Raw genomic sequence first — 19,057 nt, 5'->3', positions numbered from 1 at the left:
GACTAAGAATGGAAGGGTAATGATAAGGAAATTACTGGGTGCTTACCAGAAACGTGGATTTTAACACTGTACGCCCTCATCCCAGCCTTCTCCTGGGGGAGAAGGAGAAAACCAGATCATCCCCTCTCCCCAGGGAGAGGGTTAGGGTGAGGGGTTACTTCCCGCCTAACTGCTCGCGCCCGGCGGAACTCAAATCAGCAGGAGTCGCACGCCCATCAAAATCGACCTCAAAATCATCGGCCGCGAAATCGGGCGGTGATTTGCCTTCTACAAAAGCAGGCCACTGGCGTTCAAGATATGCGGCGTTCTTCTCACACCACGGAGCCGCAGCGATATACATCACATTGCTATCGAACTCTCCAAGGTGTTCATTTTCCACCGCGTGAATCACATCGCAGTGCCAGAATACCGTGTCGCCCGCTTCCATATTGGGAATTGAGGATATCCCAGTTAATAAAAGGGGATGCCATTGTTCGTTAATAGAAAGTGCGCGTCCAGGTTTCGCTTCACACAGTGATTCCTCCGGCACATCGTCTTGTAATGCACGCAGCAGGATATACGCCATCGCGTTTGCCACCGGCAGCAAAGTCAGCGTGCCGCCGCGCTTGCGTTGCGGGCTAAGTGCAGTCCAGCCCTGGAAAGTACGGAACATCGAACACACCGCCGGAGACGGGAATTCACGAACTTCAGTGCGGCCTTCAGCAGCGAACGGATTGTATTTCTGCCATTCGCCGGAAAACACGTGGCGATAAACATGGCGGAAATTCTCATCCAGCCAGCGCTCGACGGAACCGCCATCAACATGTGGCGACAGGCCCAAAGAGTTGGAGCGAGGAGGGCGGCGACGGGTGCGGTCGGCATAACTCACCACGCGATCCGGGTCGAAATGCTGCTTACCGTTGCTTTCGGTTTCCCACAAATTATTCAGGAACACCTGCACCGCTTTCATGCGGGCGTGCTGGCGCGCTTCGACCTGCGGTTTAGACCAGTAGATACCGTAAATTTGCGGCTTACTTTCTGCAAGTGTGCCGAAATAGTCATCTTCTGCGGCATTCTTCAGCTTCTCGACAAAGTTATTCCGCTCCAGATAATTACCGACTTCTTCATTCCATGCCTGTGCCTGAGCCTGCGGAAAAACGCCTTTTACTGTGCAGCAACCGCGCTGGCGAATCAGGGCTTTTTGCTGCTCGCTCACACGATTATTGACGATATCTTCGGCGTTAATTTGCGGCACCGGGTTTTCTCCCCGCTCCATCTCGGCACGAATAGCCTCAATCTGGCGCTTCATATCGCCTTCAAGTTGTTCAAAAGCAGCTTTGTAGTCCGGCAAGTCGTGGCGAAGCTTTTGTTTTATCTCACGGATTGCACGCGGTAAGTCATCAATGTGTAGGGTCATAGCGAAGCTCCACGTCTCTTAAAAGAAGGTTAAATTAATGTTGCGACATGGTTAATGTAATCCATGATCATCAAATAAAATAGGGATTGGCTTCAAATGAAGCATCCTCTTTTATCTCGGATGAAAAATATTTCGCTTTCCCTCTCGACAGATGATTTTTATTCAGGCTATTTTCTAAGCAGGCCACATCATGTGGCAGCGTCGCTCGGACGGTCCGGGCGCTAACGTAATCAGAGGAATTTATGGCTGACTCCAGTCCAAAACGTCGTTTTTCGCGTATCGATCGTCTCCCTCCGTATGTGTTCAACATCACCGCTGAACTGAAAATGGCCGCTCGCCGCCGTGGCGAAGACATTATTGATTTCAGTATGGGTAATCCGGATGGCCCAACACCGCCGCATATCGTGGAAAAACTCTGTACCGTAGCGCAGCGTGAAGATACGCACGGTTACTCCACATCGCGCGGCATTCCGCGTTTACGCCGGGCTATTTCTCGCTGGTACAAAGATCGCTACGACGTGGAAATCGACCCTGAAAGCGAAGCGATTGTCACGATTGGCTCGAAAGAAGGACTGGCGCACTTGATGCTGGCAACGCTGGATCACGGCGACACGGTGCTGGTGCCAAACCCAAGTTATCCGATTCATATTTACGGGGCGGTTATCGCCGGGGCGCAGGTGCGCTCGGTGCCGCTGGTGGAAGGTGTGGACTTCTTCGCCGAATTAGAGCGTGCCATTCGCGAAAGTTACCCAAAACCAAAAATGATGATCCTCGGCTTCCCATCAAACCCTACCGCGCAATGCGTGGAGCTGGAGTTTTTTGAAAAAGTCGTCGCGCTGGCAAAGCGCTACGATGTGCTGGTGGTACACGATTTGGCTTACGCCGATATCGTGTACGACGGCTGGAAAGCCCCATCCATTATGGAAGTCCCGGGCGCACGTGATGTAGCCGTTGAATTCTTTACGCTGTCGAAAAGTTACAACATGGCGGGCTGGCGTATTGGTTTCATGGTGGGTAACAAAGAGCTGGTGAACGCGCTGGCGCGTATCAAAAGTTACCACGACTACGGCACTTTTACGCCGCTGCAAGTCGCTGCTATTGCTGCCCTGGAAGGTGACCAGCAATGTGTGCGCGATATCGCCGAGCAGTATAAACGCCGACGTGATGTGTTGGTGAAAGGCTTGCACGAAGCGGGCTGGATGGTGGAATGCCCGAAAGCGTCGATGTATGTGTGGGCGAAAATTCCGGAACAATACGCGGCAATGGGTTCGCTGGAGTTTGCTAAAAAACTGCTTCAGGACGCGAAAGTCTGCGTTTCACCGGGTGTCGGTTTTGGCGATTACGGTGATACGCATGTGCGTTTTGCATTAATTGAAAACCGCGATCGCATTCGTCAGGCCGTGCGGGGGATTAAAGCGATGTTCCGCGCTGACGGTTTATTGCCCATCACGCAGAAATCGCCGTCAAATATTGCTGAATAAAACCGAAAACAGGAGCCAATTGGCTCCTGTTTCTTATTCATTCAACCATCATTACAAATGTACCGACCCAAACCAACAAAATGAACGACAACCCCATCATGAAATATTTCACGTTACATTGCTCCGCGCGTGTTGCCGCGCAATTTTGCTAAAAAATTCAGTATAGAAACAGTAAACCGCCATCTGGAGTTTTTGGGATTTATTCCATAACCGCTGGCCGCTTTGCATTGATTCGTCGGGCGCTAATGTACTCCCCCTTTCAGGCGTAATACAAGAGCCTGGAAACAGTAATGGCAATCCTTTTTTAACTTTACATTTCTCGGGGCTGAGAAATAATAAACCATTTGAATTAAAAGGGATTTTGTCTGTGTGGCAAGGCTGTGGCTGAGATGAAAAGACGGTGTTAAGGTGGGATGATTTTTCGAAATAACAGGCTCATCTGAGCCTGTTAAACGGGGACTATTTTACTGCGTCATGGGCGTTTTCCATCGCCTGCTTCATTGCCGCGTTATTGATGGAGTTCTGACGATTTTGCTCGGCAAGATAACAGGTATCTTTACTGATTCCCTGAGCCTGGCAATCCGCCATACGCTGCGCCGGAGTACTACAGCCAGCCAATGTTCCAACCATACCTACCATCACCACCATCAACATTATTTTTTTCATTGCTGTTTAACCCAAAATGTAAAAGAAACCGCCGAAGCGAAACGCCAAAATATGGCGCGAGCATAATCCATCATTTTTAGTATGGGTTACCTAAGAAAAAGCCTAATCCTTGATGTATACCCGTCATTCTTCAAGTTGCAGGGGTGTTGGCTGCACTCACAAACCCCAGTCACTTACCTAAGTAAGCTCCCGGGGATTTGCTCCTTTGCCGCCTACCTGCAACTCGAATTATTTGGGTATAAGATTATGATTCGCGATTGCCCACGCCCGATTTCAGTAGGGCTGCGATATGACGCGAAAGCCTCTCGCTGGTCAGCGACGTGCTGCCGCTGCGAAGATCATTTTGTAAACGCGCCACGGGTAAAAGCGTTAAGCCAAACAGTGAGATAAATAAAAATTCGGGTTCAATGTCTGGGTTCAGGCGGCCTTCATCCTGCCATTTGCGGATCCACACCTGCGCCGCTTCTCTCTCTTTTGTACCAAAACGTGCATCGATTCTCTGCTTTAACAAGCCGGTTTCGCTTAACACTTCGCGGATCCACAACGGTGCAAACCAGGGATGCTCAAGCGAAGCATCAATAAACTTCTGCGTCAGTGCCGTCAGGGCGCTGACCGGATCGTTGGGGTGCATTTCAAACGCGCCACCCATGGATGCCCGCACCGGCATATAACGCTCATCAATCAATACGTCTAAAAGTTGTTCGCGAGTTTTGAAATAGTAATGCAGCATGGCGGGAGTCACGCCCGCTTCGGTTGCAATGGCACTCAAAGGGGTCTGGGCTATTCCCTGATTCGAGAATAATTTCAATGCGGTATCGAGCAGTAAATCGCGCTTATCGACACTTTTACTCGCCCCTGCCGGGCGGCCAGGACGGCGGCGTTTTTGGTCGCCTGACGCGATTTTTTCGGAATTTTTACTGCCGTTTTGAGGTGACATTTTGTGCGCTTTCCATTGACCACGTGAAACTATTCCCTCTATATTAATTATCCAGTTAATTAATTACAAGCCGACAGATAAGATGACAGTCACAGAAACTCCCCGGACAGAAACGCAACAGCACGCAACGTCAATTCGTTTGCTGTTTTCCGCGTTGATGTTGGTCATGCTGCTTGCTGCACTTGATCAGACCATCGTTTCAACCGCCTTGCCGACGATTGTCAGCGAGTTGGGCGGGCTGGAAAAACTCTCGTGGGTGGTCACGGCTTATCTGCTGTCTTCCACGATTGTGGTGCCGCTGTACGGTAAATTTGGCGACTTATTAGGGCGCAAGATTGTACTGCAAACGGCGATAGTGCTGTTCCTGGTCGGCTCGGCGTTATGCGGCCTGGCGCAGAATATGACGCAGCTGATTTTGATGCGTGCTCTGCAAGGTTTGGGCGGTGGCGGCCTGATGGTCGTAACAATGGCGGCGGTAGGGGACGTTATCCCGCCTGCGGATCGCGGCAAATATCAGGGTTTATTCGGCGGGGTGTTTGGATTGGCAACGGTCATTGGCCCGCTGATCGGCGGTTTCCTGGTTGAGCACTTTTCATGGCGCTGGATTTTTTACATCAACCTGCCATTGGGTGTTTTCGCGCTGCTGGTGATTGGCGCGGTATTGAAACCGCAAACCGCGCGTATTCGTCACCAGATTGATTTTCTTGGTGCGGGTTATCTCGCCGCTTCATTAACTTGTTTGATTCTGTTTACCAGCCAGGGCGGCACCGTAATGGCGTGGTCCGATCCGCAATTGTGGTGCATTTTCGCTTTCTTCGTCGTCACCCTTGGCGGGTTTATCTATGAAGAACGCCTGGCTATCGAGCCGATTATCCCGCTCGGGTTGTTCCGTGACCGCACTTTCTTATTGAGCTGTCTGATAGGTTTCATCATCGGGATGTCGCTGTTTGGCTCCATGACTTTCCTGCCTTTGTATTTGCAGGTGGTGAAATCGTCTACGCCAACGGAAGCGGGGATCCAGTTGCTTCCGTTGATGGGGGGGCTGATGCTGACCTCGATTGTCAGCGGGCGAATCATCAGCAAAATTGGGCGTTACCGCATCTTCCCGATTATCGGCACGCTGGTGACTTTTATCGCGATGGCACTGCTCGGCACGCTTAAAATTGAAACGCCAATCCACGTTCTTTATATGTACATCGCGCTGCTGGGCTTTGGCCTGGGGATGGTGATGCAGGTGCTGGTGCTGGCGGTGCAAAACAGCGTTGAGCAAAATATGATTGGTGTGGCGACGTCCAGCACCACGCTGTTCCGCCAGATTGGCGGTTCCATTGGCGTGGCCGGTTTTGGGGCGATTTTCACCAACGTGCTGCAAAACAAACTGATTGCGCTGATCCCGCCGGGTGTCGAACTTCCCCATCAACTGGGGGCGAAAGCGGTACATGAACTCCCGGCTGCTTTACAAAATGATTATCTGCAAGCCTTTGGCGCGGCGCTGCATTCGGTATATCTGATTTCTGCGTGTGTGGTGATATTGGCGTTTGTGTTGTCTTTACTGATGAAGGATGTGCCGCTGCGTAAATAGGTTTTATATGCTAAAACACCTGTTCACAGTGAGCGGCAAAAGAGGGCAACGATGGTCACGGCAATTGATTTAAATAGCGATTTGGGTGAGAGCTTCGGGGCGTGGACGATGGGCGATGATGCCGCCATTCTGAAGCTTGTCAGCAGCGCCAACGTGGCCTGCGGCTTTCACGCAGGTTCCCCGGCCTCGTTATTATCCACGTTGCATGCCGCAAAACAGCAGGGCGTGACTATTGGCGCGCACGTTTCGTATCCTGATTTAGTTGGTTTTGGCCGCCGGAATATGGACGTAGCGAGTGATGAATTACGCGCCGATGTGATTTATCAGATTGGCGCTCTACAAGGCCTGGCGCGAGCGGCTGGCACCGAAGTGCGCTATGTAAAACCGCACGGCGCGCTGTACAACACGATCGCGCATGATGAACGCCAGGCGCTGGCAGTTATCGAGGCCATTCTGGCCGTCGACGCTAATTTACCGTTGGTGGGTCTGGCGGGTTCTCGCGTGCTGACACTGGCGCAGGAAAAGGGGCTGAAAACCATTTCCGAAGCCTTTGCCGACCGCGCCTATCACGCTGATGGCTCGCTGGTTTCGCGCCGTGAAGCCGGTTCCGTTTTGCATAATGCTAATGTTGTTGCACAACGGATGCTGCAACTGCTTGTCGAAGGCGGCATCACGTCCATTGAAGGCCAATTTACTCCTGTTCAGGCGGATTCTATTTGCGTGCATGGCGACACGCCAGGCGCTATCGAAATGGCCCGTCAGGTTCGCCAATTGCTTGAAGCGCAGGGCATTATGATTCGGGGATTTGTGGCGTAGCCCGTCCCGCTTGACTAGACTTCATCCAGCAACCACTGGCTGGATGAAGAATAATGAACCCCACCCCCGCCGATAAATCATCATTACCGATTGTTGAAAAACCGTTCTGGCTGAGTTTTGAATTCCAGTTGCGAAGGATGGGTTTTGCCCTGTTGCTAGCCATTGTGATTGCAGCGATGGTCGGGCTTTTTTCTCGTGGCTATATTAGCGACGCCCGAATCGTAAACGACAGTGGAACACTTCGCATTGATTATGAGAAATACAGTCGTCTGATGAGCGATGTGGATATGAAAATCACCTCGTCCCAGATTCGCGAAAACCGCAACCGTATTATTCTTGGCGGGGATTTCATGGACAGCTTTCGCATCGATACCCTGCAACCTCAGCCCGATAAAATGTACAGCCTCAATGGAAAGATGGTGCTTGAATATTCCGTATCGGCACCAGGCTCTGAGCAAACGCTGTGGTTGAGTCTGACGCCAATGAAATTTGGTGCGACTCACAGCACCGTTGCCATTGATAACGGCCCGGAAATCACACTCCACCAATTTATTTATCCTTAAGGTAGCCAGACAATGGATATGGTTTTAAGGGCAGTAGCCATTTACCTGATTTTAATGGTGGTGTTTAAAATTGCGGGTCGTCGGGCGCTGCTGCAAATGACGTCATTCGATTTGATTTTACTGCTGATAATTAGTGAGGCGACTCAACAGGCATTATTGGGGGATGACTTTTCAGTTACCGGCGCGATGCTGACCATCGTCACCCTGATTGTGGTGGATATGTTGTTTGGATTAATCAAAAAATATCTGCCGGGTGCGGATGACTTTCTTGATAACACGCCGGTGATTCTGGTGGAAAATGGCTATTTGTTTCAGGACAAAATGAAGAAAGCCGATATTTCCTGCGATGATATTTTGTTAACCGCCCGCGTGGATCACGGCCTTACCAGGCTTGCAGAGATCAAATTCGCCATTCTGGAGCGTAACGGGCATATCTCGATCATTCCTGACTCCAGATAGATATTGATGAATACCATCAGCCCGTATTTGATTACCAGATATAGCCGACCGCAACGGTCGCGTACAACTCCCCGTTGTGCTGAACGATAGGGCTGTCGGCAATATCTTTATCATAAAACTCGTAATTGGCCGCAAACATTCCCACCCATTTCGAACTAAAGCGATAGCTGGTAATCAACGCCGTCATTGGCGAGAAGGTCGTTCCTGTATCCCATGCCGGGCGAATGGCAGTGGCTTCGTTTTTCGAAATGCCTCCGAAGTAATAATTGGCCATATTCGAGCTGCGGATCATCATCCCCATGCCGGGCATGATGAGTAATTTACCTTTAACTATCGGGAAATCAGCCCACAACAGTAATTCCTGGCCGTTACTGCGCCCGGTGACATCGGAGCTGACCCTTGCGCTGAGTAATGCGTAAGGCGTGATAAGCGTGCCGCCGACACCGGCTTCAAACTCCGATTTTCGTTTGCGCATGCCGTCAAATTCGTGTTCATCATCGGGATCAAGATTGCCAAAACGAAATCTGCCGTAAGCATAGGCCGCTGTTGTATCGTCCAGATGAAAGTAGTAGCGGGCGCGGTCGCCAAGATACATCAGGTTATTGCCAAAATAGAATGCGCCGGGAATCACGTAGGTTTCGTTCTTTTGCGCTTCGTAGCGTGCCGTACCGTTAATGACCGCGCCGCCCAGCACCAGACCTTTTGGAATAGGGCTGGTGGTGTTGTCTTTGGCGAATAGTTCTAAAGAACCGAGATCAACCTCGGCGTGTGCCAGTGAACTGAGCAATAGCAGGGGGCAAAAGGCGGTCGCAAAGCGTGCAGGAGTAAAATGTGGCTGTCGTCTCATCGGGTATCCCAAAAGTGTTTATTGTATCCAGTGTTCTAAAACCTGCTTGTTTCTTCGGTATTTTAAAAACTCATCGCCAAACCCAGACCATAACCCGTGGTGTTATCGCCAAACATATAACGTGCAACGAGGCGTGTACGGGTAACAAAAACGCGATACTCGCTGCTATCAAGCTCCAGGCCAACCCCCACGGAGGACAAGCTGTTAAAGCCGAGTTGCCCCCGTTGTTCACCAAGATATTCGGTATGTGCGCCCTCAAGAACATAGCGAAGCGGCTTTTGCAGTAACGTCCAGTCAGAAATCGGCGCACGCCGACGCAGATAAATACCGAGGTTTTCGGCACTCGCCTGACCCTGAACGGTTTTTGTGGTACTGCCAAATGATTGCAGGCTCATTGCGGAGTAGCGTAACTCAATATCAATATCCTGAGGTTTGGAAAATAACTCGTAATCGAGCATTAACGCACCGCCGAGGCCATAGGCATTGAGTCGGCCACCATCAAGAAATTTAAAATCATCGTCCAGACGCTGTTCCACCAGGTAGGTGCCAATGCGTAAGTCACTCGCCATGGTGCCCAGCATCACATTACCAATTGGGCGCAACACCAGATTTCCGCCCCATTTATCTTTGTACAAGTGAAAATCCCAGCCAATGCCTCCGGTAGCGGTCAGGCTGTTCCAGCGGGTCGGGATTTTGCGGCTTTCTTCACCGTTGGTCAGAACAAATTGAGGGTCATAGCGGCTGTAGCTCATTGCTCCTTCGAGATAAATGGGAAAACTTTGGCTCATGGTAGCGCCGCCGCCAAATTGGGTAATGGTCAGCTCATTACTTTCGCTGGTTCCGCTGTCGACATTCAGGTCGCTGGCGGTAATGTCGGGCACCACCGTGTAACTCATCAGGGTGAGCACGGCATCAGCCCGATGCTTCAGACGGCTGCCGTCTAAAGCAAAGCACAGCGGGCTGGAGAGCAACGCTCCCAGCAGAATGAAGGCGCCGGGTAACGGAAATGTCATAGTTGCTCGTCGCCTCCTGATTGCTGACAAAGTTACGCCGATTGTGTCGGATGACGCTGCGCTTATCCGACCTACGAAAGGGTGCTGTAGGGTGGATAAGCACAGCGTCATCCACCGTTTACACCGGTAAGTCAAGTTTAGAACTGATAGCTGTAGTTCACACTCGCAAACCAAAGATATGGGTGGTCGTAGCTGCCCTGAAGTATCTCTGGCGTCTGGGTTTTAGAGGATTGCATGTGCAGATATTCCACCGCAAAACCCACGTTGCTGGCCGTGGTTAACTGGTATTGCGCCCCCGTGGCAAAGCGCCACTCATCGCCGGTTGGAATGGTCATCGCCACGTTGCTCTGGCTATCGTACGGTGTGCTATCAAATGCGACACCTGCATTCAGACGCCACTGATCCGTCGGGCGATATTGCACACCGAGCGCAGTATGCCAGGTATCTTTCATCCGGTTGGTTTTATCGAGCGGCTGGCCGACAACGCTAACCTGCGGTGCGCCAAAGCGACTCCAGTCCTGCCAGCCCAAATCTCCCATCACCGACCACTGTTTGTTGATGTCATGTACCAGACTCACCATGATTTGCTGCGGCGCATTCACTTGCGCAGTGATTGGCAAGTCGTACTGCACGTTGGGCAGGTTAGGCAAACGGGCCTTGCCGTCGATGCTGAAATCGTATTTAGTTTCGCTGTTCCAGGTCACGCCCGCGCGAGTCTGGTCTGTCAGCTCCATCAACAAACCCAGGCGATAACTCATCGCCCAGTCATGATCTTTTTGTTTATCGTCCTCGCCATCAACGTTGCGGGTTAATGACAGGAAGCCGTAATTGATGTTGGCAGAAGCGCCCACCGAAACGCGATCGCTTAATTTGTAGGCGAGGGAAGGACTCAGCGTCATCGCCATCAACGTGCTTTTTTTGATTAAGCGATCGCCAGCCCAATTACCGAAATCGATCCCTAAACCGTAATTGCCGTATAACCCAATACCGGCGTACAAATCGTCATTAATTTTCTGGCTGTAGAATCCACTCGCGTTGGGCATGACATTCATGACGTTGCCCGGACTTTGCTGTGATGAATTATCCAGTTGGTAATCAATATTCCCGCCTAACGCCTGCACGCCGCCGGTAAATATATGGTCGGGTAGACGCGTCATGCCCGCCGGGTTAGTCACAATTGTTGAGGCATCGCCAGCACGAGCGGCTTGCCCGGCACCTGCAAGAGCCGTGTCTTCAGTACCGATTTCGTAAAAATAGAGCGCACTGGCGTGACTGAGCGAAGAGAACAGCAGCCCTGAGCATAAAACGGTGATTTTCTTCATTGGCCTGCTACCGTACTTTTTTTAAAACCAGGTATTTGCTGTTTCATGGTTATCTCCATCTAAAATAGGTCGCATAAAAAATATAGATGCAGTTGCTTCAAAGCGTTGGGATTATTCAATCCAGAATGAGGAGGGCGCGAGGGTACGGAATAGAAATGTTGTAATAAGTGCAGTTTGTGCTTTGGGCGCAAGAGATACGTTTAATAATAAATTTGGGGTTGGGAGTAGGGCTGAGGTCATTCAGACTGAGGTATTTTCAACAGTCTGTGACCAGGGATAATGTTCAGGAAGTGAAAAAAGAAGAAAACGGGTAGAGCTGATAAATTGCCAGCAGTACTGAGATATTCAAAATCACACTGACGATAAAATAGGCTTTAAAAGGCTGCTTTTGTGTTTTATGGCGGAAGAGTTGTTGACCCGCAATCGCGCCAGGCCATCCTCCCACCAACCCAAACATCAGCAAGGTAATTTCAGGAACTCTGCGCCAGGCCTTGCGGGCCGCCATTTTATCCCCGCCGTAAACGACCACCGTCAGCATGTTGACGAGCAGGAGCCACATGACCCAGGGATGCGGCGTAAATAGGCTTCCAGCAGCCGCTAAAGCCAGCAGAAAATAACAGAAGCGATTGAGATTCATACCAGTAGCCACAGAAGTTATCAGGAATATTGGGGCTGAATGATACCCGATACAGTCGGGTGGAAGCACTAACTGACACATTGTGATGTATCGCTGTGCCAGGCTGACAATGTTTATCGGATACTGGAGCAGCAATGATCACTTTATGCAAAGCCTGCGGCACATCCTATGAGATAGCCGATTCCCATCCAGAACACTGTAAAATTTGCGAAGACGAGCGGCAGTATATTCCTGTCTCAGGGCAGAAATGGGTCGATTTTGACGCCGTCAGAGCTGCGCATACGAACAAATGGAAGCAGTTCGAGAGCAACCTCTTTAGCATCGAGAGTATTCCAGATTTTGCGATTGGTCAGCGCGCTTTTATTCTGAGAACGCCGGAAGGCAATATTCTGTGGGACTGTATTGCTAATCTCGACGACGCGACGAAAACGCTGATTTCTGCCATCGGTGGCTTAAAGGCCATCGCCATTTCACACCCTCATTACTACACCACGATGCAGGATTGGGCCGCTGAATTTGACGCGCCGATTTACCTGCACGCCAGTGATAGCAAGTGGATCATGCGCGACAGTCCTTACATTACTCGCTGGGAAGGTGACACACTTAAGCTGACTGCTGATGTCAGTTTAATTCGTCTTGGCGGGCACTTCGCCGGTGGCAGCGTTCTTCACTGGACGCGAGGCGAAGGGGTACTGCTTTCCGGAGATATTATCCAGGTCACGCCGGGCGCGAATGCCGTATCGTTCATGTGGAGCTACCCGAATATGCTGCCGCTATCGGCTGCGACCGTCAGCGATATTACGCACCGCCTGAGTCATGTGAAATTTGCGCAACTCTACGGGGCGTTTGAAGGAAAAGACATTACCAAAAACGCAGATGAGATCGTGCGACGTTCAGGTGAAAAATATATTGCCTGTCTTGAGTAACTTATTTTTTAGTCTGGTTTGCAATGAAGGCAATGGGTCACCCCGTTGCCTTCTAATTTTATGCCTGCCACGCCATGTGACTGGCAATTACCTTTACCACATCAAATCGTCAGGTACGACGAAATCAGCATACGGATCTTCTTCATCCTGAGCTTCTTTGCTAAGTGCGCTATTTAATACAATGCTGCTGGCATCACGTTGCGCGATTTTATCGGCGACGCTTGCGGGGATAATAGCGTATTCGCCATCAGGGTTATTATCAGTAACCAGACGTGCAATAGCGAGGCGGCCATTAATTAATTGAGCCTGAGTCACTTTATCGACATACACTTTTTTAATCAGATTATTATCGGTGAAGTTATATCCAATATCGCCCTTTGATATAACAATTCGGTTCATCTCAATGAGCTGTTTAATCTGAGCTTTTAATTCTTTAGATAACGTTGCCTGCTTTTGTTGTTCACTCAGCAGTTTATCGCGCTCAATTTGCGCTTTTTTATTGGCTTCCACTGCCTCTCTTGCCTCGCGAGCCTGAAGTCGCGATTTTTTGGCCGTTCTCTGCACTTTATCCATTTTTTTGCTGCTGACTAATCCAGCTTTGAGCATCTGCTCTTGTAACGTGAGTTTTGTCATGATCGTTTCTAAATCCAATAAAGTAATACCGCAGATTATACCTTTTATTTTCGAGGCTGTGTCAGACAACCCTACTTAATCGCGCAGAAAGCGCGGTGCCTGCAGGTCTTCAACCAGGTCATTAATCAAATCAAACAGCATGCCGGTTAAGGCGCGGTTAACTTCAGGCGTATGGGCACGACTTAATAATGTCTGGGTCAATGCATGGCAATACTGGCGCTGTATTTCTGAGTCGTTATTCACCTGTATTTTGGCTTCTTTTCCAACGGTGAGGCATTCGACCAGGTAGCCGGGCAGTGGCTGGACAAAAGTCGTTTTCAGCACCTCCAGACAATGTGCGATTCGCCCGCAAAGCGCCTGTTGTTCAGTTTCTGAATGGCATTCGATCAGTTCGTCGGCAAGGGATTCGCACGTGTCGAGAAGCTGGAATAGATCCATGCTGGCGGAAATTTGGGAATACAGGGCGCCGCCGCATTGCGCCTCAGAAAATGTTTGAGCTGACATCATGTTGGTGATCTCCGTAGCGAGTTATTTAAATCGTCACCACAAGAGTTCCTACGCTCAAGTTGGTGGCGCTAATGGGGGTAGGAATACCAGACTCTCTACGATAGCTGGCCAACCCGAAGGTTGCCCCATCAGCACCACCGTTGATAAGGATAAAGGTGTGCGAGTGCTGCGACAATCAAAAAGACGCTAAATCCTTGATATCGCCGTAGAGAGTATTCGGGTTCCTACGCCCGACACCAGATTTTGCTGGTGCACAGAGAGAATACGCCCGGAGGTTTTCAGGTGACAAGTGGAATTATAGTGCTTTCAGCGTTGCATTTATGTGGTGCGACGTGACTCGCAAAAGAAGAATTTGCTGCGAAAATTACCGGTTTTGACGGCATCAGGAATTTATCGGAAGAAACCAAAGACGCAGAACGCCTCGCAGTCGGAAATCATGTTGCAGGTGGCTGGCAGGGCGCTCCCGCCTAATGTATGTGATGGTACGCAATCGGCTTTGCCTATTTGGCTTGCATGACCAAAAGTTTACGCAATCCGGTACCGCATTACAAAAAAGGTTCCCGCAGGCGGGCTTCCGAAGCGGCTGATAGCGCCTGCTGTTGATAAAAATCAGCGGGAATGCATAACGATCAAACTGGCTGCTACTAGTAGTGAAGTTTTATTACTATTAAAAAATGGTCTTTTTTTGGAGCGAATATATAAAGAGATCATGTCATACAAGTGTTAGCTTACTATTGTTAGATAAATTAGATAGTTAGCGAAAATAAATGCTTTGAAGTTGGGAAATAATAAACACAAGGAAAATTAGTATGAATAAAAATAAAACTAGAAAGGCATTAGCGTTAAGCCTTTTATTAGTCTCAGCTGGATTATCCTCCATTGCTTTTGGTGCTGATGGTCTGACGGAAACCATAAATATTGAAGGAGAAGTCACCGGGGGCGGCTGCACAGTAAGCTTCCCGACTTCGATCTCCTTTGCTGATACTGATATTTCAAAACTGGAAATCAGCACCGCGGCAAATTCAACAAATATGATTACTCCCTCCGGTCAGATGCCCACGCTGGATTTGTCTGACTGCGCGGCAGAACAGCAATTTACCGTGACATTACTAGGTACCGCAGATGCTGATGATGCCAATGCACTTGCCAATGGTTCCACAAACTCACCTGCAACACATGTCGGTTTGCTGATGTTTTTAGGGAATGGTGCCAGTGCAGTCAAGCTTACCCCAGGCACACCAAGTTCAGCATATACCGCCAAAACAGATGGTACATTCAACGTTCAGGCATGGCCTGGACTGGTAAAAACCACCGACGCGCCGGGTGCGGGTGATGTTCGTATTAATGGACAAATTCAAATCGTTTACCTCTGAATTAATTAAGGATAATTATAAAATGAAAAAAATATCACTGTTAACTCTGCTGGTATTATTATCACCAATTACTCACGCGGCAGACCCGAGTAACCTTCCATTTGAAGCAACTGGTAAAATTACGCAAAACTCCTGTCAGATGGCACTGTCTCAAGAAGTTGTTATCAATGCAGTTTCATTCGATAAAATGCATGACGCTGCTTACGTTAAAAGCAAAGGTGCAGATTCGAATGCGACACTGTTGGTAATCAATGCCACCGAGTGTTCGCCAGGCACAGTTAGCGCTTCAATAATCGGTACGGCTGATGCCAACGATCCCGAACTGCTGGGTATTACCCAGGGTGACGGCTACGCAAAACATGTTGGCATTGCATTCATCAGCGCGCAAAACAACGCAATAGTTGCGCCTAATACCGGCACAGCGACGCAAACAGGTGGAACAGAAAGTCAACACAACTTCGAATTCCAGATAAATCCTGTTAAAGAAACCAACAGTACTGCCGAGCCAGGCAAAATCAAAGCGACTGCACAGATCCACATTAATTACCTTTAATTTAATATTAATAACACAGTTCTGATCGGGGCTGTGTTTTTTGCTGAGCCCCTCATGAATAAAATAATCACTACGCTATTAATTCTTTTTTCACTCTGTTCATTATCAGTGAACGCTAGTTTAAAACTCGGCTCTAATCGTCTGGTCTATGAAGGTGATAAATCAGATACCACATTATCTTTGAAAAATGATGATACGCGGGCATTTTTAGTTCAGACGTGGCTGGATACTAAAGGTAATCCCTTACTTAGCGGTATAAAAATTCCATTTATGATTGCACCCGCTTTATTCCAGATGGAGCCAAATTCCGAAAACCTCATCCAGCTGGTTTATTTTGGTGCAGGTCTGCCGAAAGACAGAGAAAGTCTTTTATGGTTAAACATCAAAACCGTGCCAGCCGTTTCAGAAAATGAAAAGGAATTGAATAACAAAATGCTGTTAGCCGTCAGTAACAGAATTAAAGTCTTCTACCGCCCTGCGGGGTTGCAGGGAACTTCTGTCGCGGCAATTAAAAGTCTGATATGGAAAAGAGATGGTAAACAATCAGTGGCAGCAGTTAACAACACACCGTTTTATGTAGTTATGAACAGGCTCATATTAAATAATAAAGAAACAGTGGTCTCTATTGAAACAAATAACACAGTAGTGCCCCCTTTTGGACGAAAAGTATTTAGCCTTGCTGCACAAAATACGGATACCATTGCAGTAACATGGAGTGGTATCAATGATTACAGTATTCCGTCGCAGTCTTACTCAACAGTAATACACTAGGTGGCTTAACTTTTATGTCACTTGCACGATTAACGCGTTGTATTCCGGTCCCCCTTATCCTGTCAGTAAGCTGTCAACTTGCGTACGCAAATAATTATTATGACCCGGCGTTATTACACTCTTTCGATGACGCTCCTGATATAACAAGCACCGAAGAAATACAGTCCACAATGTTAAAAGAAGGCGTCAGCCATTTACATGTTTTTATCAATGGTGATAAAAGCTACAGACTGATGCCGATATTATTAAAGAAAGATAAAAACTCGGCACTCCAGCCCTGCTTGACTAAAAGTGACTATGTTGCTTTGGGAGTGGATATTTCTGCATTGCGTTACAGGTTCTCCGGGAGTAAAGCTGATGAATGTGTCTTTATTCAACAAGCTGCGCCGGAATCGACATCACGTCTGAATCCGAATCAGATGGCTCTTGATATCACATTCCCGCAGGCTTTTATGTTAAGAAAAAATGAAGATGACATATTGCCCTCAGAGTGGGATGAAGGGATTCCGGCATTGTTAGTTGAATATCAATACTCTGGTTCCAAAACAGATGCATCGTCATCCGGGAATGACGCGCAGGAAAACTATTTGAACCTTGTCTCAGGCATTAATCTGGGAGCCTGGAGGCTGCGAAGCTTATCTTCCTGGCAAAAAAGCAGTGGCGATGAGCAACATTTTGACAATATTGGCACCTATATTGAACGAACGGTACCGGCATTAAAAAGTGAGTTTTCCGCCGGGGATACTTATACAACGGCGGATACATTTGACAGCATCAAAATAAAAGGGATTCAGTTAGTTACGGATACCGGCATGATCCCCGAAAGTCAGAATGGTTTCGCGCCCGTTATCCACGGCATTGCTAAAAGCAATGCCACCGTGACAGTGAAAGAACAGGGTAATACGCTTACACAGATCAATGTCACTCCCGGCCCCTTTACTATTGATAATTTGTCTCCCGTCTCCTCCGGCGGGGAACTGGATATCACCATAAAAGAAAGTAACGGTCAGGAGACTCACCTGCAGCAAACCTACTCCGCGATGCAGAATTTACAACGAGAAGGCGCTTTAAAATATGCATTTGCCGTGGGTCACTATCACGATAAACAGTCCACCGGTACGCCGGAGAAAGAAGATACAGAACGGCGCTATCCAGATAATTCCACTCCCTTCGAGGGGCATAGCGAAAGTCAGCAAAGTAATATCGCACAATACAACCTTTCATATGGTTTACCCTGGGGATTAACTCTACTGAATGGCCTGCAAATGAGTGATAGTCATTTTTTTGCTGAGAATATGGGTATTGGCGCCGATCTCGGGATACTGGGGGCTGTTTCAACAGATGTCACTTTATCCCGGGCGAAGAAAGTAAATAATGATAGTACGTATTCCGGAAAAAATATCCGTATCAGTTATTCCCGCCATATTGACTCCACTGAAACAGATATCCAAACCAGTACAAGGTATGCTTCCAAAGAGTATGCCACGCTTGAAGACGCGATGACCCTTGACAATAATAATAAACAGAAGAAATATGAATATACCCTTTCTGTGAATCAGGCTTTGATTGATTCGTGGAGTCTGTATTTATCTCTTAACAAAAATATTTACTACGATGGCAGTGAGTCAGACAATTATCAGGCGGGTTTAAACTTCCCGGTGAGCAAAGCTCAGGTTTCTTTATCGTTCAGCGCGAATAAAAATGAAGACTCTGACTCAGATTTTGAAAATGATAAACAAGTGGCTCTCTCGGTATCAATACCTTTATCGGTATTTTCGTCTCACACGCAGACAATAACCAACATGGCAACCAGCGATTTACATGGAAATACCTCTTTCCAGACAGGGTTGTCGGGCGAAGCACTTGAATACGATCAGTTAGCTTATTCTTTCCAGACGGGGGAAAGTTTTAATCATAGTCAGGCTGAAAATAGCCAGAGTAGCGTCAATGTTGCCTGGACAGGGAATCAGGGAGAAGCTGATTTAGGTTATGCTCACGAAACAACACAGAATAAAGCATCCTGGGCAGTCAATGGTGGCTTAATTGTTCATTCCGGCGGAGTCACTTTGGGCCAGTATTCTACCGGTGCGATGGCGTTAATCAGTACGCCAGGAGTGAGTGGTGCGCAGATAGCAGGGGGAACAGGACTTCATACCGATTATTTTGGCTATGCCATCAAACCGGATATGTCTGTCTACAGCAGAGATGATGTGGCTTTCGATACCAATCAAAGTTCTGCAATTAATAATATCAGTTCAATGTCTAAATCCGTCATTCCGACAAGGGATGCTATCGTATTAGTACCCTTTGAGACACATCCTGGCGAAAATATGATGGTGACATTGCTTCACCACAGCGAGAAAATCCCCTTCGGGGCTGTCGCCCGTACTGCTGAGGATAATCAGCGCGTATTTTATGTTGGCGATAAAGGTCAGGTCTATATCAGCGGCGTCAAAGAGAAAGGCACGTTGTCTGTTACTTATGACCATGGAAAAACCTGCCTGGCAAAGTATGATATCGCTGATGCCAGTCGTTTAGGTAACTTTAATATTATTACGTTAAATTGCGACTAATT

20 protein-coding genes are annotated in these 19,057 nt (G+C 48.5%); 10 read left to right on the top strand and 10 right to left on the bottom strand.

Annotated features, from left to right (window positions below; translation table 11 throughout):
- Positions 1 to 154: 154 nt before the first annotated feature.
- Positions 155 to 1,396 (bottom strand): DUF1479 domain-containing protein, encoded by a 1,242-nt coding sequence (locus GBAG_RS14515; RefSeq protein ID WP_034497417.1) that lies wholly within the window; start codon positions 1,394 to 1,396, stop codon positions 155 to 157.
- Between the two features lie 242 nt (positions 1,397 to 1,638).
- On the opposite strand from GBAG_RS14515, the gene alaC reads away from it, so the two are divergent.
- Positions 1,639 to 2,877, top strand: a complete 1,239-nt coding sequence (gene alaC, locus GBAG_RS14510; protein ID WP_034497414.1) for an alanine transaminase — start codon at positions 1,639 to 1,641, stop codon at positions 2,875 to 2,877.
- Between the two features lie 37 nt (positions 2,878 to 2,914).
- On the opposite strand, the gene ypdK is transcribed toward alaC, so the two are convergent.
- The 3 genes from ypdK to GBAG_RS14500 form a co-directional block, all read right to left on the bottom strand.
- Entirely contained in the window at positions 2,915 to 2,989 is a 75-nt protein-coding gene (gene ypdK, locus GBAG_RS23275) for a membrane protein YpdK (protein ID WP_115631778.1), read from the bottom strand.
- A gap of 347 nt (positions 2,990 to 3,336) precedes the next feature.
- Positions 3,337 to 3,543: a hypothetical protein gene (locus GBAG_RS14505; protein WP_034497411.1), complete on the bottom strand. Its 207-nt coding sequence runs from the start codon at positions 3,541 to 3,543 to the stop codon at positions 3,337 to 3,339.
- 244 nt (positions 3,544 to 3,787) lie between these two features.
- Positions 3,788 to 4,480, bottom strand: a complete 693-nt coding sequence (locus GBAG_RS14500; RefSeq protein WP_051873730.1) for a TetR/AcrR family transcriptional regulator — start codon at positions 4,478 to 4,480, stop codon at positions 3,788 to 3,790.
- An 82-nt stretch (positions 4,481 to 4,562) separates the two neighbouring features.
- Here GBAG_RS14500 and GBAG_RS14495 point away from each other — a divergent pair, with 82 nt between their 5' ends.
- From GBAG_RS14495 to GBAG_RS14480, 4 genes are read left to right on the top strand one after another with little or no spacing between them, the layout of a single operon-like run.
- The gene (locus GBAG_RS14495; RefSeq protein WP_034497409.1) at positions 4,563 to 6,062 is read left to right on the top strand and encodes an MDR family MFS transporter; all 1,500 of its coding nucleotides are present in this window, start codon (positions 4,563 to 4,565) and stop codon (positions 6,060 to 6,062) included.
- Positions 6,063 to 6,113: 51 nt separating this feature from the next.
- A complete protein-coding gene (locus GBAG_RS14490) occupies positions 6,114 to 6,878 on the top strand; it encodes a LamB/YcsF family protein (protein ID WP_034497407.1) in 765 nt (254 codons plus the stop codon).
- A gap of 53 nt (positions 6,879 to 6,931) precedes the next feature.
- Positions 6,932 to 7,441, top strand: coding sequence for a hypothetical protein (locus GBAG_RS14485; RefSeq protein WP_034497405.1), 510 nt, complete (start codon positions 6,932 to 6,934; stop codon positions 7,439 to 7,441).
- A gap of 12 nt (positions 7,442 to 7,453) precedes the next feature.
- Positions 7,454 to 7,900, top strand: a complete 447-nt coding sequence (locus GBAG_RS14480; RefSeq protein ID WP_034497402.1) for a DUF421 domain-containing protein — start codon at positions 7,454 to 7,456, stop codon at positions 7,898 to 7,900.
- Positions 7,901 to 7,931: 31 nt separating this feature from the next.
- Here GBAG_RS14480 and GBAG_RS14475 read toward each other — a convergent pair whose 3' ends face one another.
- The 4 genes from GBAG_RS14475 to GBAG_RS14460 form a co-directional block, all read right to left on the bottom strand.
- Positions 7,932 to 8,747, bottom strand: a complete 816-nt coding sequence (locus GBAG_RS14475) for a MipA/OmpV family protein (RefSeq protein ID WP_051873729.1) — start codon at positions 8,745 to 8,747, stop codon at positions 7,932 to 7,934.
- 62 nt (positions 8,748 to 8,809) lie between these two features.
- Positions 8,810 to 9,760, bottom strand: a complete 951-nt coding sequence (locus tag GBAG_RS14470; protein WP_034497399.1) for a hypothetical protein — start codon at positions 9,758 to 9,760, stop codon at positions 8,810 to 8,812.
- A gap of 137 nt (positions 9,761 to 9,897) precedes the next feature.
- Positions 9,898 to 11,082 carry an OmpP1/FadL family transporter gene (locus GBAG_RS14465; protein ID WP_034497395.1) on the bottom strand — a complete coding sequence of 395 codons (1,185 nt, stop codon included), beginning with the start codon at positions 11,080 to 11,082 and terminating at the stop codon, positions 9,898 to 9,900.
- Between the two features lie 283 nt (positions 11,083 to 11,365).
- Positions 11,366 to 11,719 carry a DUF1294 domain-containing protein gene (locus GBAG_RS14460; RefSeq protein ID WP_034497392.1) on the bottom strand — a complete coding sequence of 118 codons (354 nt, stop codon included), beginning with the start codon at positions 11,717 to 11,719 and terminating at the stop codon, positions 11,366 to 11,368.
- A gap of 134 nt (positions 11,720 to 11,853) precedes the next feature.
- Between GBAG_RS14460 and GBAG_RS14455 the strand changes: the two genes are divergently transcribed.
- Complete coding sequence (locus tag GBAG_RS14455) at positions 11,854 to 12,645, top strand: MBL fold metallo-hydrolase (protein ID WP_034497390.1); 792 nt, start codon at positions 11,854 to 11,856, stop codon at positions 12,643 to 12,645.
- A 93-nt stretch (positions 12,646 to 12,738) separates the two neighbouring features.
- Here GBAG_RS14455 and GBAG_RS14450 read toward each other — a convergent pair whose 3' ends face one another.
- Positions 12,739 to 13,278 carry a DUF2058 domain-containing protein gene (locus tag GBAG_RS14450; RefSeq protein ID WP_034497387.1) on the bottom strand — a complete coding sequence of 180 codons (540 nt, stop codon included), beginning with the start codon at positions 13,276 to 13,278 and terminating at the stop codon, positions 12,739 to 12,741.
- 75 nt (positions 13,279 to 13,353) lie between these two features.
- The gene (locus tag GBAG_RS14445) at positions 13,354 to 13,785 is read right to left on the bottom strand and encodes a hypothetical protein (protein ID WP_051873728.1); all 432 of its coding nucleotides are present in this window, start codon (positions 13,783 to 13,785) and stop codon (positions 13,354 to 13,356) included.
- Between the two features lie 809 nt (positions 13,786 to 14,594).
- On the opposite strand from GBAG_RS14445, the gene GBAG_RS14440 reads away from it, so the two are divergent.
- Genes GBAG_RS14440 through GBAG_RS14425 form a run of 4 tightly spaced genes read left to right on the top strand, consistent with a single transcriptional unit; the run spans position 14,595 to position 19,055 of the window.
- Entirely contained in the window at positions 14,595 to 15,158 is a 564-nt protein-coding gene (locus GBAG_RS14440) for a fimbrial protein (protein WP_034497383.1), read from the top strand.
- 22 nt (positions 15,159 to 15,180) lie between these two features.
- Entirely contained in the window at positions 15,181 to 15,711 is a 531-nt protein-coding gene (locus tag GBAG_RS14435; protein ID WP_034497380.1) for a fimbrial protein, read from the top strand.
- 54 nt (positions 15,712 to 15,765) lie between these two features.
- Positions 15,766 to 16,482 carry a fimbrial biogenesis chaperone gene (locus GBAG_RS14430; protein WP_051873727.1) on the top strand — a complete coding sequence of 239 codons (717 nt, stop codon included), beginning with the start codon at positions 15,766 to 15,768 and terminating at the stop codon, positions 16,480 to 16,482.
- A gap of 14 nt (positions 16,483 to 16,496) precedes the next feature.
- Positions 16,497 to 19,055, top strand: a complete 2,559-nt coding sequence (locus GBAG_RS14425; RefSeq protein WP_072011188.1) for a fimbria/pilus outer membrane usher protein — start codon at positions 16,497 to 16,499, stop codon at positions 19,053 to 19,055.
- Positions 19,056 to 19,057 lie beyond the last annotated feature (2 nt).

The sequence above is a fragment of the Buttiauxella agrestis ATCC 33320 genome (genome assembly GCF_000735355.1).
Lineage (GTDB): Bacteria > Pseudomonadota > Gammaproteobacteria > Enterobacterales > Enterobacteriaceae > Buttiauxella > Buttiauxella agrestis.
Note: the sequence above shows the minus strand (reverse complement) of the source record. Positions and strands in the feature narration are given on the sequence as shown.

Excerpts from the sequence above, each read along its gene's own strand:
- GBAG_RS14515 (WP_034497417.1), bottom strand. The coding sequence starts at position 1,396 with ATGACCCTACACATTGATGACTTACCGCGTGCAATCCGTGAGATAAAA.
- alaC (WP_034497414.1), top strand. The coding sequence starts at position 1,639 with ATGGCTGACTCCAGTCCAAAACGTCGTTTTTCGCGTATCGATCGTCTC.
- GBAG_RS14505 (WP_034497411.1), bottom strand. The coding sequence starts at position 3,543 with ATGAAAAAAATAATGTTGATGGTGGTGATGGTAGGTATGGTTGGAACA.
- GBAG_RS14500 (WP_051873730.1), bottom strand. The coding sequence starts at position 4,480 with ATGTCACCTCAAAACGGCAGTAAAAATTCCGAAAAAATCGCGTCAGGC.
- GBAG_RS14495 (WP_034497409.1), top strand. The coding sequence starts at position 4,563 with ATGACAGTCACAGAAACTCCCCGGACAGAAACGCAACAGCACGCAACG.
- GBAG_RS14490 (WP_034497407.1), top strand. The coding sequence starts at position 6,114 with ATGGTCACGGCAATTGATTTAAATAGCGATTTGGGTGAGAGCTTCGGG.
- GBAG_RS14485 (WP_034497405.1), top strand. The coding sequence starts at position 6,932 with ATGAACCCCACCCCCGCCGATAAATCATCATTACCGATTGTTGAAAAA.
- GBAG_RS14480 (WP_034497402.1), top strand. The coding sequence starts at position 7,454 with ATGGATATGGTTTTAAGGGCAGTAGCCATTTACCTGATTTTAATGGTG.
- GBAG_RS14475 (WP_051873729.1), bottom strand. The coding sequence starts at position 8,747 with ATGAGACGACAGCCACATTTTACTCCTGCACGCTTTGCGACCGCCTTT.
- GBAG_RS14470 (WP_034497399.1), bottom strand. The coding sequence starts at position 9,760 with ATGACATTTCCGTTACCCGGCGCCTTCATTCTGCTGGGAGCGTTGCTC.
- GBAG_RS14465 (WP_034497395.1), bottom strand. The coding sequence starts at position 11,082 with ATGAAGAAAATCACCGTTTTATGCTCAGGGCTGCTGTTCTCTTCGCTC.
- GBAG_RS14460 (WP_034497392.1), bottom strand. The coding sequence starts at position 11,719 with ATGAATCTCAATCGCTTCTGTTATTTTCTGCTGGCTTTAGCGGCTGCT.
- GBAG_RS14455 (WP_034497390.1), top strand. The coding sequence starts at position 11,854 with ATGATCACTTTATGCAAAGCCTGCGGCACATCCTATGAGATAGCCGAT.
- GBAG_RS14450 (WP_034497387.1), bottom strand. The coding sequence starts at position 13,278 with ATGACAAAACTCACGTTACAAGAGCAGATGCTCAAAGCTGGATTAGTC.
- GBAG_RS14445 (WP_051873728.1), bottom strand. The coding sequence starts at position 13,785 with ATGATGTCAGCTCAAACATTTTCTGAGGCGCAATGCGGCGGCGCCCTG.
- GBAG_RS14440 (WP_034497383.1), top strand. The coding sequence starts at position 14,595 with ATGAATAAAAATAAAACTAGAAAGGCATTAGCGTTAAGCCTTTTATTA.
- GBAG_RS14435 (WP_034497380.1), top strand. The coding sequence starts at position 15,181 with ATGAAAAAAATATCACTGTTAACTCTGCTGGTATTATTATCACCAATT.
- GBAG_RS14430 (WP_051873727.1), top strand. The coding sequence starts at position 15,766 with ATGAATAAAATAATCACTACGCTATTAATTCTTTTTTCACTCTGTTCA.
- GBAG_RS14425 (WP_072011188.1), top strand. The coding sequence starts at position 16,497 with ATGTCACTTGCACGATTAACGCGTTGTATTCCGGTCCCCCTTATCCTG.